Source organism: Jatrophihabitans sp., from assembly GCA_036389035.1.
Lineage (GTDB): Bacteria > Actinomycetota > Actinomycetes > Mycobacteriales > Jatrophihabitantaceae > Jatrophihabitans_A.
In genome coordinates this window covers 67,077-83,267 of sequence record DASVQQ010000008.1, presented here as the reverse complement: position 1 = coordinate 83,267, position 16,191 = coordinate 67,077, and the positions used below count along the sequence as shown (strand labels likewise).

Sequence of the window (16,191 nt, the reverse complement as noted above, 5' to 3'; positions counted from 1 at the left end):
GGCCGGCTCAGCGCACCACGGGGATAGCGGAGGCGTGGGCCCGCAACACCTCGGCGACGGTGTTGGCAGCCAGTACCGGGTCGATCGGTCGCACGATGGTGGCCTCGGCCTGGCACCAGGCCGCCAGCCAGCGGTCCTGCTCGCGGGCCAGCAGCACGATGATCGGCGGGCAGTCGGTGATCTCGTTCTTGAACTGCCGGCACAGGCCGATCCCGCCGCTGGGCTGGGCGTCGCCGTCCAGGATCACCAGATCGATGTCGCCGGAGTCCAGCTGGTTGCGCAGCTGGCTGTAGTTCGCGGTCTCGACCCAGTCGATCCGGCCCATGCCCGGGGCTGCCCGGCGGCCGACCGCGGTACGCACCTGGGTCCGCAGGTCCTCGATCTGGCTGTAGACCACAACGGTGAGCGGGCGAGGCGAGGTCATCAGCTGTGAACCTCCTTCTTCGCGGAGCCGGGCGGTCGGGTGTCGTTGACCGCCATCGTATCCAGCACCCGCGCGCCGGGCGCACCGGCCGCCATCGCCGCGGCCTGGGCAGCTTCGGCGGCATCCGAAGCTTCGAGCCGGTCGAGCCGGCGATCCTCACGGACCGCCTCACGTTCGGAGGCCCTGATCCACTGCACGACCACCACGCCCAACATGATCAGCCCGACCAGCTCGCCGGAGGACCACAGCAGCCCGCCGCCGACCCGCTGGTCTGACAGCGGGTCCAGCCAGCTGAGCTGGAGCCCCTCGTAGTGGGACGCGGCGATCAGCGTGGTCTGGGTGTAGATCGAGATTCCCAGGATGGCGTGGAACGGCAGCGTCGAGACCAGGATCAGGAACCGGAACGGATGGGACTGCCGGCCCGGAATGGGGTCGATGCCGATCATCGGCCAGAAGAACAGCGCGCCGACCAGCACGAAGTGCAGGTGCAGCAGCTCGTGCAGCACCTGGTTGTCCAGGGTCGCCGGGTACCAGCCGGTGAAGTAGAGCGCGAACGGGCTGGCCACGTACACCGCCCAGCCGATCAGCGGAAAGGTCAGCAGCTTCGCCAGCCGGCTGTGCAGCACCGCCAGGATGGCCGAGCGCACGCCGCGCGGCGTGGTGCGTAGGGCCAGGGTGACGGGCGCCCCCAGCGCCAGGAAGATCGGCGCGACCATCGCCAGCAGCATGTGCTGGATCATGTGCACCGAGAACATCGTGGTGTCATAGGCGCCCAGCCCGCTCATTCCGGCGAAGGCGATGACCCCGATCCCGCCGGCCAGAAAGGCCACCGTCCGGCCGGGCGGCCAGTGGTCACCGCGCAGCCTCAGCCGCCACACGCCCCACAGGTACAGCCCGGTCGCGATCAGCAGCGGAACCAGCAGGAACCAGTTCAGCTCGAGCTCGGTGAACAGCCGCACAGGGGTGAAACGAGGCAGTGTCGAGGGCCCCGACACGCCGCCGGAATCGGGGTCGTGGGCGAGCACCGGAACGAGGTTGAGCGCGGCCTGGAGCACCCTTGAAGCGTAGTTACCGAAAACACGTCCCGCAGCACGTACCCCGTGCCTAACACTCTGCAGGCGATGAGGCAATAATGCAGAGGTGACCTCGACTGCACAGGCGCCTCCGGCCGGACGCTTTCCCTCGTCCCAGGTTCATTCGCTCACCCGGCCGAACCTGGTCAGCGTCGGGACCATCGTGTGGCTGTCCAGCGAGCTGATGTTCTTCGCCGGCCTGTTCGCGATGTACTTCACAGTGCGCGCCAACAACCTGGAGAACTGGCCGGGCGCACCGGCGAAGGACGGCAACCCGGCGTACGAGATCCATCTGGCGGTGCCCTACGCCACCGTCTTCACAGTGATCCTGGTCGCGTCCTCGGTGACCTGCCAGTGGGGCGTCTTCGCGGCCGAGCGCGGCGATGTGTACGGCGTGCGCCGCTGGTTCTTCCTGACCTTCATGATGGGCCTGATCTTCACCCTGGGGCAGGCGAACGAGTACCGCGAGCAGGTGCTCGAATACCGCCACCTCGTCGACGGCTTCCACGAGGCCGGCATGACGCTGTCGTCCTCGGGTTACGGCTCGGTGTTCTACCTCACCACCGGCTTCCACGGGCTGCACGTGATCGGCGGCCTGATCGCGTTCCTGTTCTTCCTCGCCCGCACCGCGCTGGGCCGGTTCACCCCGGCCCAGGCCACCGCGGCGATCGTGGTGTCCTACTACTGGCACTTCGTCGACGTCGTGTGGATCGGGCTGTTCGCCACGATCTACCTGATCCATTGAGTTACCTGCGCACCACAACCGCTCGGCACCGCGACCGAACAGCACGTGGCCGAACAGCGAAAGGACGCCCATGACCGACGAGGAGCACCTCGACGCGGACGGCGATCTCGGCTTCGCGCCGGCTGTCGTGGACGACACCGGCCGCGGCAAGGACGCCCGCCCGAAGGCCGCCACGGCCGCTCCGCGCCGCCGCCGGGGCGGGCTGCGCCGCCGCGCCAGCAGCCTGGCGGTGCTGATCGGCGCCCTGACCGCGGTCGGCGGCGGCTACGCCATGATCGCGCCGTCCTCCGGCGCCGATGACAGCATCATGACGAGTGAGAACATCGAGGCCGGCCGCCAGCTTTTCAACAACAGTTGCATCACCTGCCACGGGGCCAACCTCGAGGGCGTGCCCGGCCGGGGCCCGACCATCGTCGGGACCGGCTCGGCCTCGGTGTACTTCCAGGTCAGCACCGGCCGGATGCCGGCCCCGGTGCAGGGCGCCTGGGAGCTTCGCAAGATCCCCAAGTTCAACGAGCAGGAGACGCTGCAGCTCGCCGCCTTCGTCCAGTCCGTCGGTGGCGGGCCGCAGCTTCCGGCTGCCACCGAGAACCTGCGCGCCGGGCCCGAGGCGCTCGGCGAGGGCGGCGAGCTGTTCCGGTTGAACTGCGCCTCCTGCCACGGCGCGGCGGGAAAGGGCGCGCCGTTGTCGGCCGGCAAGATCGCGCCGGACCTCAACCTCTCCACCGATCTTCAGATGTACACGGCCATGCAGTCGGGCCCGGAGAACATGCCGGTCTTCGCCAACAACCAGATCACCCCCGAGCAGAAGCGCGCGATCATCGGCTACGTGCAGGCCATGAAGGAGTCCAAGGACCCGGGCGGCGCCAGCCTCGGCCGGATCGGCCCGGTGGCTGAGGGCCTGCTGATCTGGACCGTCGGCCTGGGCGTCCTGATGGTCTCGATCTTGTGGATCGGAGCCCGACTGTGAGTGTCACCGCCCGTGGGGCGCACTCGGGAGAGAACCTCCATTCCGGAGAGGACCTCTCGGCCGAGGAAGCCGCGCAGCTGAGCCCCGAAGAGGCGATGATCGCCGGCGCCGAAGCCGACGGCATCTACATCGTGCACCGGCGTGAGCGCTTTCCGATCGCCGGCACCAAGGCCGAGAAGCGCGCCGAGCGCACCATCGCGGCGGTCTTCCTGCTGGGCTTCCTGTCCGCGGTCGGCTTCATCGTGGTGTTCTGCGGCGCGGTGCCGTTCGAGTGGCGGCTGCCCGGCGAGGGCAACCAGAACTTCCGGTTCTTCACGCCGCTGATCGGCGGCCTGCTCGGGCTGTCGCTGGCCTGCGTGGGCATCGGCGTGATCATGTGGGCCAAGTGGCTGCTTCCCGAGGAGGAGGCCGTCCAGGATCGGCACGACGGCGCCTCGGACCTGACCCAGCAGATCCTCGGCGCGGGCACCCTGGTGTCGGGCTACCAGGACCTGGGCATCGCCCGCCGCTCGATGCTCAAGACCACCCTGGGGCTGGCCGGCGGAGCGTTGGCCCTGACCCCGGTGGTCGCGCTGGTCGGCGCCATGATCAAGAAGCCCGGCCGCGGCGAGGGCCAGAGCCTGTTCTCAACCCCGTTCGAGCCGGGCATGCCGCTCGTGCACATCGACGGCCGCCGGGCCGGACCGGGTGACCTGCTGCCCGGCGGCATCGCCACGGTGTTCCCCGGCGTCCCGGGCGGCACCAAGGACCCGGACGCGCCCACCCTGCTGATCCGGTTGAGGCCGGGTGAGACCGTCAAGGCCCGCAGGGGCCAGGAGAACTTCGGCTGGGGCGACTACGTCGCCTTCTCCAAGATCTGCACGCACGCCGGCTGCCCGGCCTCGCTGTACGAGCAGAAGACCGGACGCCTGCTCTGCCCGTGCCACCAGTCGCAGTTCGACGTGCTGCAGGACGCCAAGCCGGTGTTCGGCCCGGCCACTCGCAGCCTGCCGAAGCTGCCGCTGGACGTCGAGGTAGTCGACGGACAGCAGTACTTCGTCTCCCGAGATGACTACCCTGAAGCTGTAGGCCCGTCATTCTGGGAGCGGCCATGACCACCAATGATGATTCTGTCGACCTGAGCAAGAAGCCCACAGTCAAGGGGCCCAAGCGCTTCGACAAGCCATCCACCCCGATCGGCAAGGTCGGCCGCTGGAGCGAGGACCGGCTCGGCGTGGCCGGCGGCATGCGCAAGCAGCTGAACAAGGTCTTCCCCGACCACTGGTCGTTCATGATGGGCGAGATCGCGCTCTACTCGTTCATCATCCTGATCCTGTCCGGCACCTTCCTGACGTTCTTCTTCGACGCCTCGATGGCCGAGGTCCGCTATGACGGCGCCTACGTGCCGCTGAACGGCGTGCACATGTCGCGGGCCTACGCCTCGACGCTGGACATCTCCTTCGAGGTCCGCGGCGGGCTGGTGATGCGCCAGATCCACCACTGGGCGGCGCTGCTGTTCATGGCCGCGATGCTGATCCACATGTTCCGGGTGTTCTTCACCGGCGCGTTCCGCAAGCCCCGTGAGCTGAACTGGCTGATCGGCCTGGGCCTGGTGACCCTGGGCCTGGTCGAGGGCTTCGCCGGCTACTCGCTGCCCGATGACCTGCTGTCCGGCACCGGCCTGCGAATCGCCGCGGCGATCATGCAGTCGATCCCGGTGATCGGCAGCTGGGCCGAGTTCCTGGTGTTCGGCGGCAAGTTCCCCGGCACCGTGATCATCGGCCGGCTCTACATCGTGCACGTCCTGATCGTCCCGGCGTTGTTGGCCGGCTTGATAGGGGCCCACATGGCCTTGCTGATCAAGCAGAAGCACACCGAGTTCCCCGGCCCCGGCAAGACCGAGCAGACCGTCAGCGGCGAGCGGATGTACCCCGTCTACGGCATGAAGGCCGGCGGCTTCTTCTTCATCGTCGCCGCCGTCTGCGTCGCGCTCGGCGGGCTGGCCCAGATCAACCCGATCTGGCTGTTCGGGCCCTACAACCCGTCCCAGGTGACCGCCGGCTCCCAGCCCGACTGGTACATCGGCTTCCTCGACGGCTCGACCCGGTTGTTCCCGTCCTGGGAGATCAGGCTGTTCGACCATACGATCCCGCCGCTGTTCTGGCCGACCCTGGTGCTGCCCGGGATCATGTTCACCCTGGCCGGGCTATACCCGTTCCTGGAAGCGAAGTTCACCAAGGACAAGTCCTCGCACAACCTGCTGCAGCGCCCGCGTGACGTGCCGGTGCGCACCGGGCTCGGGGCGATGGCCATCACCTTCTACACGGTGCTGCTGATCTCCGGCGGCAACGACCTGATCGCCAAGGCCTTCGACATCTCGCTGAACGCGATGACCTGGGCGGGCCGGATCGGGCTGCTGGTGCTGCCGCCGCTGGCCTACGCGGTGGCCTACAAGATCTGCCTGGGCCTGCAACGCCATGACCGAGAGGTGCTCGAGCACGGCATCGAGACCGGCATCATCAAGCTGCTGCCCAACGGCGAGTTCATCGAGGTGCACCAGCCGCTCGGCCCGGTGGATGACCATGGCCACGGCCAGCTCGGCTACGCCGGAACGCCGGTGCCCAAGCGGATGAACCAGCTCGGCAACCCGCGCGGTCACAAGATCCGGGGCTTCTTCTACCCGGTCCGCGAGAAGGCCGACATCCAGGCCGAACTCGACGCCCTGGCCAGGGCCGAGCTGAGCGACCCACACCGCGAGCGCGAACTCACCGACTGACCAGAGACCCCATCGGCCGGACGTTTGCCGGCCTGCTGAGACCGTTCGACAGCGGCACCCATGCTCAGGCAGGGGTGCCGCTGTCGCCTCACCAGGGCGGCTACTTGGCTGCTGCTGCGAGGTGGTGATCCAGCAGCTTCGCCGGCTGCGGCGTGAGACTGCGAGGTCAGGTTGCGTGCTGGCGCAGCGCTGCGATGACCGATCGGCTTGATCGCCATCCCTTGACCGCTACCACGGCCACGACAATCCCATTGCGCAGCACCAGGACGGTCCACGGTTTGATGTTCGCCAGGCGGAGGATGACACCGGCCGCTGCGAGGCCGAGGGTAAGCACGATCTCGATAGCGATTAGCCCCAACGGCGCCGCGACGGCGACAACGAGGAGAACCACGATCACAGCGATGATGACGAGTCCGTACTCATCCGCCCCGTCCAGCCAATCACCACCACCGCCACTCCCACCACCGCCGGTCTCGGCCGAAGGGAACAGGTCGGGGGGCAGGTCGAGCGTATCGGAATGATCGCGGCGGCGGGCCCGTCGTGGTGGGGCCAGGTCGATCGGCTGGTGGGCGAAGTCTCCGGTCCGGGCGGCCAGCGCTCTCACCCACGGGCCGGCATCGGCGCTCGAGCCGTTATAGGTGTAGGCCTCGGGCAGCCGGACGCGGGTGTCGGCAGACTTTCGAAGCTTGCGGACCACCCATGGAGTGCGAAACGCGCCCCAATGGCGTCGAACGGTGACAGCGGTATCCGTATTCGGCATAGTGCTAGATAGTGCAGCATCGACACCGCCCGTGGGCAGCCAACAGGCGATCAGCCTGCCGGTGTCAGCTGATTCAGCGAAGCGGTGCGCGCTCGCCCACGTAGTACTCGAACAGCAGCCCGCCGACGCTGTACAGAATCACCAGCACGCCCAGGCCGACCAGCCAGTACTGCACCGTGGCGAAGCCGATGGCCGACAGCATGGCGCCGAAGGCGATGGCGACCGGCCAGTAGCTGCCGGGTGAGAAGAAGCCCAACTCCCCCGCGCCTTCGGCAATCTCGGCGTCGTTGCGGTCCTCGGGGCGAGCGTCGATGCGGCGCGAGACGAACCAGAAGAACGAGCCGCTGATGCCGAGCAGGCCGCCGGACAGTATCAGCGCCGTCGTGCCGGCGACCTCGACGCCGCCGCTGTTCCAGTTCGTCCAACCGGCGTAGATCCCGGCGACCACGAAGCAGAACAGGGCGATCCAGTTGAAGATCCGGGCTTCGAGTTTCATTGCCCCACCGCCCTAACTGGCGCCGGCGCAGGCCCGCGCGCCGGGGTTCTCAGACGCCGACCGCTTCAGCCGGTCGGTCTCGAACGGGTACGTGGTGGTGGCGCACGGGTCCTCGCCGATGGACTGCAGCGCCTTGCTCTGGCGAGCCGGGTCACCGGAGGGGATGGCGGCCAGGTTGGTGAGGTACTTGTTGTAGTTGTCGGCGGTCACCACCCGCACCTCGAAGTTCATCTGCGAGTGGTACGTGCCGCACAGCTCGGCGCAGCGGCCGACGTAGTGCCCGGTCTGGGTGGCGGTGAACTCGAACTCGTTCGGCTTCTTCATCGGGATCACGTCGCGCTTGAACAGGAAGTCCGGCACCCAGAAGGAGTGGATGACGTCCTTGCTGACCTCGATGACCCGGACCCGCTTGGCCACCGGCACCACCAGCACCGGGATCTCGTCCGCGCTGCCGACCGTCGAGATCGACGTGCCGGCGGCCGGATCACCGGTCGGGTAGTTCGTCTCCTGCGATTGACCGTTGACCGTGTTGGTCTTGTACTCGAACTCCCAGTTCCACTTGAACGCGTTGACCTGGACGACGGTGTCCGGATTGGGCGTCAAGGTGTCGACGTAGTCCTCGGTGATCGCGGTGAAGTAGAACAGCACGGCGATGATCACGAAGGGCGCGATCGAGTAGGCGATCTCGATCGGCAGGTGGTACTTGGTCTGGGTGGGCAGCAGGTCATCGGTCTTGCGGTAGCGCCAGCAGCACCAGAAGATCAGGCCCCAGACGATCGCCCCGACGACCAGCGCCGCGACCGAGGACCAGGTCCACAGGGTGCGCATCCGGTCTGCCTGGTTGGTGACGCCGCTGGGCCAGCCGAACCGGAGCTTGTCCTCGACGTCTTGGACGGTGCAACCGGTCAACATCACGGCAGACCCCGCGAGCAGACCGAGTCGCGAAATCCGGGACCGGAGACTGCGCTGCACTGGCGAAACCGCCTTCCTCGTCCGGCTGGGTCGAGGCCATTCCCGCCTCGAGTAATCCCGCCACTTTGGAGCCTATCCGAGAACACAGCACAACAGCGGTGAGGGGTGGCGTGCCGCTCGGCATGGCGAGCGGGACACCCCGGGATGGTAGGCGGCACACCCCGGGATGGCGGGCGGGTACTACCGTCGCCAGCATGAACCAGCCGGTCTCGGGCTACCTCGACGCCGCCGCCGGCCTGCCGTTGCACCCGGTGGCCGCCGAGGCGATGCAGGCGGCCTGGCAGGACGGCTGGGCCGACCCGTCCCGGCTGACCGGCGCCGGGCGTCGCAGCGCGGTGCTGCTCGACGCCGCCCGGCAGGCCGGGGCGGCCGAACTCGGGGTCCGTCCCGACGAGCTCAGCTTCTTGCCCTCGGGCGCGCACGCCCTGCAGCACGGCGTGCTGGGCAGCCTGGCGGGCCGGCGGCGGACCGGCAACGTGCTGCTGCACTCGGCGGTCGAGCACTCGGCGGTCCTGCACGCCGCGGACTGGCACCGCCAGCACGGCGGCGAGGTGCGGGTGGCCGGCGTCGATCCGACCGGCCGGGTGCGGCTGACCGAGTTCCTGGAGCTGGCCGGCCAGCCCGGGGTGGCCACCGCGGTGCTGCAGGCCGCCAATCACGAGGTCGGCACCCGGCAACCGGTCGACGAGGCGGCCCGGCGGCTGGCCGAACTCGGCGTGCCGCTGGTGGTCGACGCCAGCCACGAGCTGGTCTACGGCCGGCCGCCGGCCACCGCGCCGATCTTCACCGCCGACGCTCGGCTGTGGGGCGGGCCGGCCGGCGTGGGGCTGCTGGTGATCCGCCAGGGCACCCGGTGGCGCCCGCCCTTCCCGGTGGACGAGGCCGAGTCCGGACGGACCGCTGGGATGCCGAACGTGCCGGCGATCGTGGCCGCGGTGGCGAGCCTGCGCGCCACCCGGGCCGACCGGGCGGCCGAGGGCGCCCGGCTGGCGGGGCTGGTCGAGCGGATCCGGCAGCAGGTGCCGCTGAGCGTCGAGGACACGGTCGTGCTGGGCGAGGACGACCCGGCCGGCCGGCTGCCGCAGCTGGTCACCTTCTCCTGCCTCTACCTCGACGGCGAGGCCCTGCTCACCGAGCTGGACCGGCGCGGCTTCGCGGTGTCGTCGGGGTCATCGTGCACCTCCGACACCCTGACGCCGTCCCATGTGCTGGTCGCGATGGGCGCGCTGACCTCGGGCAACATCCGGATCTCGCTGCACCCGGGGGTCCAGCAGGCCGACGTCGAGCGGTTCCTGGCGGTGCTGCCCGAGGCGGTGGCGGCCGTCCGCGCCCAGGCGCCCGGCTCGCCGACCGCGCGGCCCGGGCCGATCACCGAGTCCCGCCCGACCACCGCGACAGGCCCGTCCACCACAGGCCCGTCCACCACAGGCCCGACCACCGAGACCGGCCCGTCCCCGGACGGCGGCGTGCTGGACAGCCGCGGCCGGCGCTGCCCGCTGCCGGTGCTGGACCTGGCCCGGGCGCTGCCAGGCATCGAGATCGGCTCGGAACTGACGGTGCTGGCCGATGACCCGGCTGCGGCCAGTGACCTCCAGGCCTGGTGCCGGATGCGCGGCCAGCAGCTGGTCGAGCAGGCCGCGACGGCCGACGGGGCGAGCGCCTACCGGGTGCGTCGACTGCACTGAGCATCCGGCCCGTGAAAGGATCGGGGGCATGAGCATGCAGATCACCGACATGCAGAGCGGCGAGACCGGCATCGAGGGGTTGCTGGTCATCACCCTCAAGCAGGTCAGCGACGAGCGTGGCACGGTCCGTGAGTTCTTCCGGGCCTCGGCGCTGGGCGACTTCGGCCCCATGCGCCAGATCAACGTCACCGAGTCCGGCTACGGCGCGGTCCGGGGGCTGCACGGCGAGTCCACCACCAAGCTGGTGGGCTGCATCGCGGGCGAGGCGTTCGGGGCCTACCTCGACACCCGTCCGGACTCGGCAAGCTACGGCAAGCTGGTCACCGTCGAGCTGAGGTCCGGCACCCAGGTGCTGGTGCCGGCGGGCGTCTGCAACGGGTTCCAGTCGGTCAGCCGCGGGGGCAGCCAGTACCTCTACGTCTTCACCGACGAGTGGTACCCGGGCATGCCCGGAACCGCCTTCTCGCCGCTGGACGAGGGCCTCGGGTTCAGCTGGCCGATTCCGGTGGACGCCGGCGACCCGGCCCAGATCTCGGCCAAGGACGCCACCGCCCCCAAGTTCAGCGAGCAGAGTGTGAGCGGCTGATGTGCGGTCTGATCGGCTTCGTCGCCGCCCCCACCGGCGGCGGGCAAGCCGGGCAGCTGGAAGCGACCCGGGAGGCGATCGAGGCCTCGCTGGTGCAGATGCGCCACCGCGGCCCGGACGACGCCGGCACCTGGTCCGACGACGAGGCGGTGATCGGCTTTCGCCGGCTGTCGCTGATCGACTGGGAGCACAGCCACCAGCCGCTGCCCTACCTGCAGCAGCGCTATCAGCTGATCTTCAACGGCGAGATCTACAACTACCTGGAGCTGCGCGAGCGCCTGAGCACCGAATTCGGGGCGCGGTTCGAGACCAAGGGCGACGGCGAGGCGATCCTGGCCGGCTACCACTACCTGGGCGAGCAGATCGTCACCGAGCTGCGGGGCATGTTCACGTTCCTGATCTGGGACAGCCACGAACGGGTGCTGTTCGGCGCCCGGGACTGGTTCGGCATCAAGCCGCTCTACACCTACACCGACGAGCGCGGCTCGTTCTTCGCCTCGGAGAAGAAGGCGCTGCTGTCGGTGGCCCCTGACGAGGTGGCCCAGCAGGTGAACACCGAGGCGCTGCAGCATTACCTGACGCTGCAGTACGTCCCCGAGCCGGCCTCGATGCACCGTCAGATCACCCGGATCGACTCGGGCACCAGCTTCACGCTGCGCCCGGGCGGGCCCATCGAGACCAAGCGGTACTTCAAGCCGGACTTCCCGATCCGCCCGGTCTCCGAGCCGGACAAGCTCTACTCCGAGATCGCCGACGCGCTGCGCGACTCGGTGGCCAAGCACCTGCGCTCGGACTTCACGGTCGGGGCGTTCCTGTCCGGCGGCATCGACTCCACCGCGATCGCCGCGCTGGCCCGCGAGCACAACCCGAAGCTGCTCACCTTTACCACCGGCTTCGAGCGCTCCGGCTTCTCCGAGATCGACGTGGCCGCCGAGTCGGCCGCCGCGATCGGGGTCGAGCACATCACCAAGGTGGTCAGCGCCCAGGAGATGATGGACACCCTGCCGCTGATCGTCTGGTATCTCGATGACCCGGTGGCCGACCCGGCGCTGGTGCCGCTGTACTTCATCGCCCGCGAGGCGCGCAAGCACGTCAAGGTGGTGCTGTCCGGTGAGGGCGCCGACGAGCTGTTCGGCGGCTACACCATCTACCGGGAGCCGATCTCGCTGCGGCGCCTGACCGCCGTCCCCGACCCGGTGAAGCGGCTGCTCGGCAATCTGTCGACCCGGCTGCCGGAGGGGATGCGCGGCAAGGACCTGCTGCGCCGGGCCTCGATCGGCATCGAGGAGCGCTACTACGGCAACGCCAGGATCTTCCGTCCCGATGAGATGGCCGATCTTTTGAAGACGTACTCCCCCGACGTCAGCTACACCGACGTCACCGCGCCGCACTACGCCGCCACCACCCATCTGGACGACTCCACCCGGATGCAGTACATCGACCTGTTCACCTGGCTGCGCGGCGACATCCTGGTCAAGGCCGACAAGATGACGATGGCCAACTCACTCGAGCTGCGGGTGCCGTTCCTGGACACCGAGGTGTTCCGGGTGGCCTCGGCGATCCCGGTGGAGCAGAAGATCACCCCCGAGACCACCAAGTACGCGCTGCGCCGGGCGCTGGCCGAGATCGTGCCGGTCCACGTGCTGAACCGGCCCAAGCTCGGCTTTCCGGTGCCGACCCGGCCGTGGCTGCGCGATGAGATGTATGACTGGGCCCGCGACATCATCAGCTCGGCCGGCACCGGTCACCTGATCGACACGGCGGCGGCGCTTCGGCTGCTGGACGCCCACCGCGACGGCCCGCACGACTACTCCCGCAAGATCTGGACGCTGCTGGTGTTCATGGTCTGGCACGGCATCTTCGTCGAAGGCCGGATCCGACCCGAGATCCCGCAGCCGGTGTACCCGGTGGCGATCTGATGGTCTTCCGCTGGTTGCGGCGGGATCGTAAGGAGCAGCAGCGGCTTGCTTCCAGCGGGGCGGCCCTCGGTCGGGCCGGCCTGGGCGGCTACCCCGGTGACTTTCTCGGCACCGTGGTGCCGCGTTACGACCCGCATCCGGACGGCGTGGCCGACCCGGGCGAGGTGGTGTGGGCCTGGGTGCCCTACGAGGACGACCACGACCGGGGCAAGGACCGCCCGGTGCTGATCATCGGCATGGACGGTGAGTACCTGCTCGGGCTGATGCTGACGTCGAAGGATCACGACCGTGACCACCGAGCCGACGCCTCGCATGGCAGGCACTGGCTCGATGTCGGCGCCGGCGCCTGGGACTCCCAGCGACGGCCCAGCGAGGTCCGTCTGGACCGGGTGGTGCGGCTGCGTCCGGAGGCCGTCCGGCGTGAGGGCGCGGCGTTGAGCCGTCAGGTGTTCGAGCGGGTCAGCTGGGCCTTCACCGCGCTCGCGCGCGAGTAGCGTTGTAAATACGCCTCGGCCGGAATCGACTACGCGCATCGCGGAGCCGCTGCGCAATCCCTAGTTCGCACTCCGCGGATTCCTCCCGAGGCGCGCCGACTCGCGCATGCATGTCATGGTCGGCACGGAGCCCGGCCATGTTGCTGTCGGCCACGCCCGAGTCACTTGACGCAAGGTGGAGGGTACGTCACGCTCAACTCATCCAGGTCCCGAAGTAGGAGCGAGGTCGCGAATGTACGGACACCGAAACACTGCCGTGGCAAGTCCGGTCGCGCTGCTTCAAACCGGGGTGTGCAATCTCGAACGACAGGACGAGCCCGCCGAGGATTACAACGATCAACCGGCAGACCGCCCCGATCGAGATGATCGGGCCGCGCAGGACGAGACTGAAACGGGTTCGGACGACGACCGCCCGGACGCGCAGGAGTAGCACTGATCTTTGATGTGATGGCGGATCCAGAGCAGCCGTCGGCCGCCGGTCAGTCCTATCGCCTGCATCCTGCCTTGTTCGGCTATGTGGCGGGCGATGAGCAGGTCCTTCTGGAGACATCGCCCACCGAGTCGCCGCTCGCCGTGACCGACAACCGGCTACTAGAAGCGCTACGCGTTCTTCCGACCCGATTCACTGAAGGCGACGCGAAGTCCAGGTGGGACGCAGCCGCGCCCGCGTACGGCATCGCACATGAGCTGTGGGCTTTCGCTGTTGCTGAGCAGCTCATCGTCGCTGCCCAGCCCGAGCGTGGGGGCAGGCGTGAGGCGTTCTTGCATGAGGTAACGCGCTCCTACCCGTTCTTGGACATGGCGTTGCCCGACAGCGCTCTGATCGACAACCGCCGCATGCAGGAGTACGAACGGGCGCATACCGCTCCGCCGGTGTTTCACTCCGTCGACGCGGTCCGCCACATGCCCCTGCCGGGGCTGGAAACCGCCGTTGCCGCGGCACAATCGCCAGGCTGCGAACTGACCATGCATGATCTGGCCGTGATTCTCGGCGGTTCGGTCGGGCTGCGCCGTCACGTCCCGCGTACCTGGGGAACCAGCACGAACCGACCCCTGCTGCAGGTCGAGTTGGTGTTCAAGCCGGTACCTAGCGGCGGTAGCCGGCACCCCACCGAGGTGTTCGTGCTGATTCCGGAGACGCACGCCAATGCTGGGGTTCATCATTACAACGTCGAGAACCACCGGTTGGACGCTCTCGACATCACCTACCCAGAACTTAGGGCCCATCTCGAACTGCCGCGTGAGTGGAGCGTCGGCGCGGTAGTGGTCTACGCATCCTTCGTTGAACGCGCGATGTGGCGGTACCGGGATCCCCGGTCGTTCCGAGCCGTGATCTTCGATGTCGGCCACATCAGCCAGCAGGTAGCAGAGCTAAGTGAATGGCTCGGATGGCAATCGACCGAGATCGACGCCTTCGATCAAGCAGCGCTCGCACAGCTGCTGTGTTCAGGATCGTGCGTCGCCGTCCTGGGCATGTCGGTTATCGGACAGCGGATGGCATCCGGATGAACACGCGCGAGCGAATCGTACTGAGCCCGTGGCGATTGCAGGGGGATGGCGAGGTTGGAGACGAGGATTTCGATGAAATTTGGATTCGTCACAACTGGGGACGACCGCGTGAGTTCCTCCGCGCAGTGGCAGCACAGCGACGCGACGGCAACGGAGCGGCGCTCTCGGAACTGACTGTGCGGGGGTTGGACGGCCTCGGCCGAGACGACCTGCGACGAGTCCTTGAACGTCGATCGGTCCGACGGTTCGATCGGGCGCCTGTCGCGGCCTCGGCGTGGCAGGCGCTCGAGGAGTTGCTGCGCCACGCAGCGCTCGACCTTCCGCAGCTCAAGGTCGTCCTGCTCGCCCAAGCGATCGAGGATGTCCCGCGAGGCGTTCTCACCGTGCCGGTCGAATCCCACGATCGGCCATCCGGCCCAGCGCGACCGACCGGGCAGTCGCTGGCGGCCGCGACACATGGTCAATCGTGGATACAGGGCACCGGGGGTGTGCTTTTCTTCTGCATCGACTATGGCCACCAGCGCTACGACGAGGCCGAGCGCGCCGGTTTGCACTACGTCCAAGACCTGCGCACGATCGGGCGCGTCGCTCAAGCCGTCATCGTCCGCGCGTCAGCGTTGGGTCTGGGCACCTGCGTGACACCTGCCTTCGACGAGGCCGCGGTCACCCGGCTGCTTGCCATGCCCGACGATTGGGAACCGCTGTATTTGCTCAAGTTCGGCAACCCCCGTGATCCTGTCCGATAACGAGGTCACGCGATTCTGGCGTGACGGATTCCTGCACAAGGCGAAGGTGATTCCGGCGCAGGTCATCGATGCCGTCGCTGCGGATGCCCGTCGGATACTGCCCGCCGACGACTTGCGCCACGTCAACGTCCCGACTCCTCTAGGGATCCGAGTCGCGCGCGCCATGGCAGCATCCGTTGCCGTCGCTCGGACGGTCACCGACCCGTGCTTGCTCACTGCTATCGGTCAGCTGGTGCAGAGTTCGGTATTCGTCCATCCACGCTGGATCCTTCGCGTTTCGATGCCGCGCGTGCATGGCCGATTCTCCATGCCACCACACCAGGACTTTCCTTTCACACAGGGTGCGTTGGACACGATCACCTGTTGGATCCCGTTGCATGAGGTTCCGGAGGAGTCCTCACCGCTGATGTTCGTTGCGCGGTCGCATCAGCGCGGGTTGTGGCCGATCGATCACACCCGGCAGCGCCCGGTGTGCGACGTCTCTGCTCTCGATCGCGTCAAGTGGGAAGTGGTTCCCTGCGCCGTTGGCGACATCGTGTTGTTCCACTCGCTCACCGTCCACGCGTCCCGGCGTGCGACTGACGGGCTGTCCCGGGTGTCCATTGACGCGAGGTACCAGGCGACGCATGATCACATCAGCCCGGTTGAACTCACTCCCATGACCGACATGCAGGACGTCGCCGTCCTACAGCGCGATCATGGCCTCGCTCAGCGTGCCGCCGACATCGGGCTGCGCCTGCGCGGACCAGTGCCTACCGACGTGTTAGACGTCGACCTACACGAGTCGCGGCTCGCCGAGCGGACCACCCCACGCGAGCCATAACCGGGTTTAGCCGCGCGTGCGCCCGGTGAGCAGGCCGGCCCTAAAGCCGTCGCCGACGCCGGTCGGGTCCACCTTGGCGCGCTCCTTGGCGACCGGGATGTGCACCCGCTCCAGGTCACGGCCGGTGATGTCGGCCCCGTTCTTACCGTGGGTGGTGATCTGGACGCTGACCTGGGACAGCAACTCGGCCTCGCTCCAGCCGGTCCTCGCCGAGTGCCCGATCACCGCCGTGTT

Annotated in this window: 18 protein-coding genes; 12 read left to right on the top strand and 6 right to left on the bottom strand. The window is 68.2% G+C overall.

Going from position 1 to position 16,191, the window contains the following annotated elements; translation table 11 throughout:
- Nucleotides 1-7: 7 nt before the first annotated feature.
- Together VF557_05475 and VF557_05470 are read right to left on the bottom strand one after the other, a co-directional pair.
- Nucleotides 8-424, bottom strand: a complete 417-nt coding sequence (locus tag VF557_05475) for a hypothetical protein (protein ID HEX8079638.1) — start codon at nt 422-424, stop codon at nt 8-10.
- Nucleotides 424-1,479: a cytochrome c oxidase assembly protein gene (locus VF557_05470; GenBank protein ID HEX8079637.1), complete on the bottom strand. Its 1,056-nt coding sequence runs from the start codon at nt 1,477-1,479 to the stop codon at nt 424-426. The genes VF557_05475 and VF557_05470 overlap by 1 nt, the downstream gene beginning before the upstream one ends.
- Before the next feature lie 85 nt (nt 1,480-1,564).
- Here VF557_05470 and VF557_05465 point away from each other — a divergent pair, with 85 nt between their 5' ends.
- The 4 genes from VF557_05465 (at nt 1,565) to VF557_05450 (ending at nt 5,967) form a co-directional block, all read left to right on the top strand.
- Entirely contained in the window at nt 1,565-2,242 is a 678-nt protein-coding gene (locus VF557_05465; GenBank protein HEX8079636.1) for a heme-copper oxidase subunit III, read from the top strand.
- A gap of 70 nt (nt 2,243-2,312) precedes the next feature.
- The gene (locus tag VF557_05460; protein HEX8079635.1) at nt 2,313-3,212 is read left to right on the top strand and encodes a c-type cytochrome; all 900 of its coding nucleotides are present in this window, start codon (nt 2,313-2,315) and stop codon (nt 3,210-3,212) included.
- Nucleotides 3,209-4,306, top strand: coding sequence for a Rieske 2Fe-2S domain-containing protein (locus tag VF557_05455; protein HEX8079634.1), 1,098 nt, complete (start codon nt 3,209-3,211; stop codon nt 4,304-4,306). The genes VF557_05460 and VF557_05455 overlap by 4 nt, the downstream gene beginning before the upstream one ends.
- Nucleotides 4,303-5,967 carry a cytochrome bc complex cytochrome b subunit gene (locus VF557_05450; GenBank protein HEX8079633.1) on the top strand — a complete coding sequence of 555 codons (1,665 nt, stop codon included), beginning with the start codon at nt 4,303-4,305 and terminating at the stop codon, nt 5,965-5,967. Before VF557_05455 ends, VF557_05450 begins: the two co-directional genes overlap by 4 nt.
- Before the next feature lie 166 nt (nt 5,968-6,133).
- Here VF557_05450 and VF557_05445 read toward each other — a convergent pair whose 3' ends face one another.
- From VF557_05445 to coxB, 3 genes are all read right to left on the bottom strand, one after another.
- A complete protein-coding gene (locus VF557_05445) occupies nt 6,134-6,664 on the bottom strand; it encodes a hypothetical protein (protein HEX8079632.1) in 531 nt (176 codons plus the stop codon).
- Between the two features lie 136 nt (nt 6,665-6,800).
- The gene (locus tag VF557_05440) at nt 6,801-7,223 is read right to left on the bottom strand and encodes a cytochrome c oxidase subunit 4 (protein HEX8079631.1); all 423 of its coding nucleotides are present in this window, start codon (nt 7,221-7,223) and stop codon (nt 6,801-6,803) included.
- Between the two features lie 12 nt (nt 7,224-7,235).
- Nucleotides 7,236-8,135 (bottom strand): cytochrome c oxidase subunit II, encoded by a 900-nt coding sequence (coxB, locus tag VF557_05435; GenBank protein HEX8079630.1) that lies wholly within the window; start codon nt 8,133-8,135, stop codon nt 7,236-7,238.
- 254 nt (nt 8,136-8,389) lie between these two features.
- Between coxB and VF557_05430 the strand changes: the two genes are divergently transcribed.
- The 8 genes from VF557_05430 (at nt 8,390) to VF557_05395 (ending at nt 15,957) form a co-directional block, all read left to right on the top strand.
- Nucleotides 8,390-9,880 carry an aminotransferase class V-fold PLP-dependent enzyme gene (locus VF557_05430; protein HEX8079629.1) on the top strand — a complete coding sequence of 497 codons (1,491 nt, stop codon included), beginning with the start codon at nt 8,390-8,392 and terminating at the stop codon, nt 9,878-9,880.
- Nucleotides 9,881-9,908: 28 nt separating this feature from the next.
- Nucleotides 9,909-10,466: a dTDP-4-dehydrorhamnose 3,5-epimerase family protein gene (locus VF557_05425; GenBank protein ID HEX8079628.1), complete on the top strand. Its 558-nt coding sequence runs from the start codon at nt 9,909-9,911 to the stop codon at nt 10,464-10,466.
- Nucleotides 10,466-12,385, top strand: a complete 1,920-nt coding sequence (asnB, locus tag VF557_05420) for an asparagine synthase (glutamine-hydrolyzing) (protein ID HEX8079627.1) — start codon at nt 10,466-10,468, stop codon at nt 12,383-12,385. The genes VF557_05425 and asnB overlap by 1 nt, the downstream gene beginning before the upstream one ends.
- Nucleotides 12,385-12,879, top strand: coding sequence for a type II toxin-antitoxin system PemK/MazF family toxin (locus tag VF557_05415; GenBank protein ID HEX8079626.1), 495 nt, complete (start codon nt 12,385-12,387; stop codon nt 12,877-12,879). Before asnB ends, VF557_05415 begins: the two co-directional genes overlap by 1 nt.
- Nucleotides 12,880-13,135: 256 nt before the next feature.
- A complete protein-coding gene (locus tag VF557_05410; protein ID HEX8079625.1) occupies nt 13,136-13,309 on the top strand; it encodes a hypothetical protein in 174 nt (57 codons plus the stop codon).
- A gap of 17 nt (nt 13,310-13,326) precedes the next feature.
- Nucleotides 13,327-14,388 (top strand): SagB/ThcOx family dehydrogenase, encoded by a 1,062-nt coding sequence (locus VF557_05405; protein HEX8079624.1) that lies wholly within the window; start codon nt 13,327-13,329, stop codon nt 14,386-14,388.
- The gene (locus tag VF557_05400) at nt 14,385-15,134 is read left to right on the top strand and encodes a nitroreductase family protein (protein HEX8079623.1); all 750 of its coding nucleotides are present in this window, start codon (nt 14,385-14,387) and stop codon (nt 15,132-15,134) included. The genes VF557_05405 and VF557_05400 overlap by 4 nt, the downstream gene beginning before the upstream one ends.
- Nucleotides 15,118-15,957: a phytanoyl-CoA dioxygenase family protein gene (locus VF557_05395; GenBank protein ID HEX8079622.1), complete on the top strand. Its 840-nt coding sequence runs from the start codon at nt 15,118-15,120 to the stop codon at nt 15,955-15,957. Before VF557_05400 ends, VF557_05395 begins: the two co-directional genes overlap by 17 nt.
- A gap of 6 nt (nt 15,958-15,963) precedes the next feature.
- Here the strand turns inward: VF557_05395 and VF557_05390 are convergent, their stop codons facing one another.
- Entirely contained in the window at nt 15,964-16,182 is a 219-nt protein-coding gene (locus VF557_05390) for a PfkB family carbohydrate kinase (GenBank protein ID HEX8079621.1), read from the bottom strand.
- Nucleotides 16,183-16,191 lie beyond the last annotated feature (9 nt).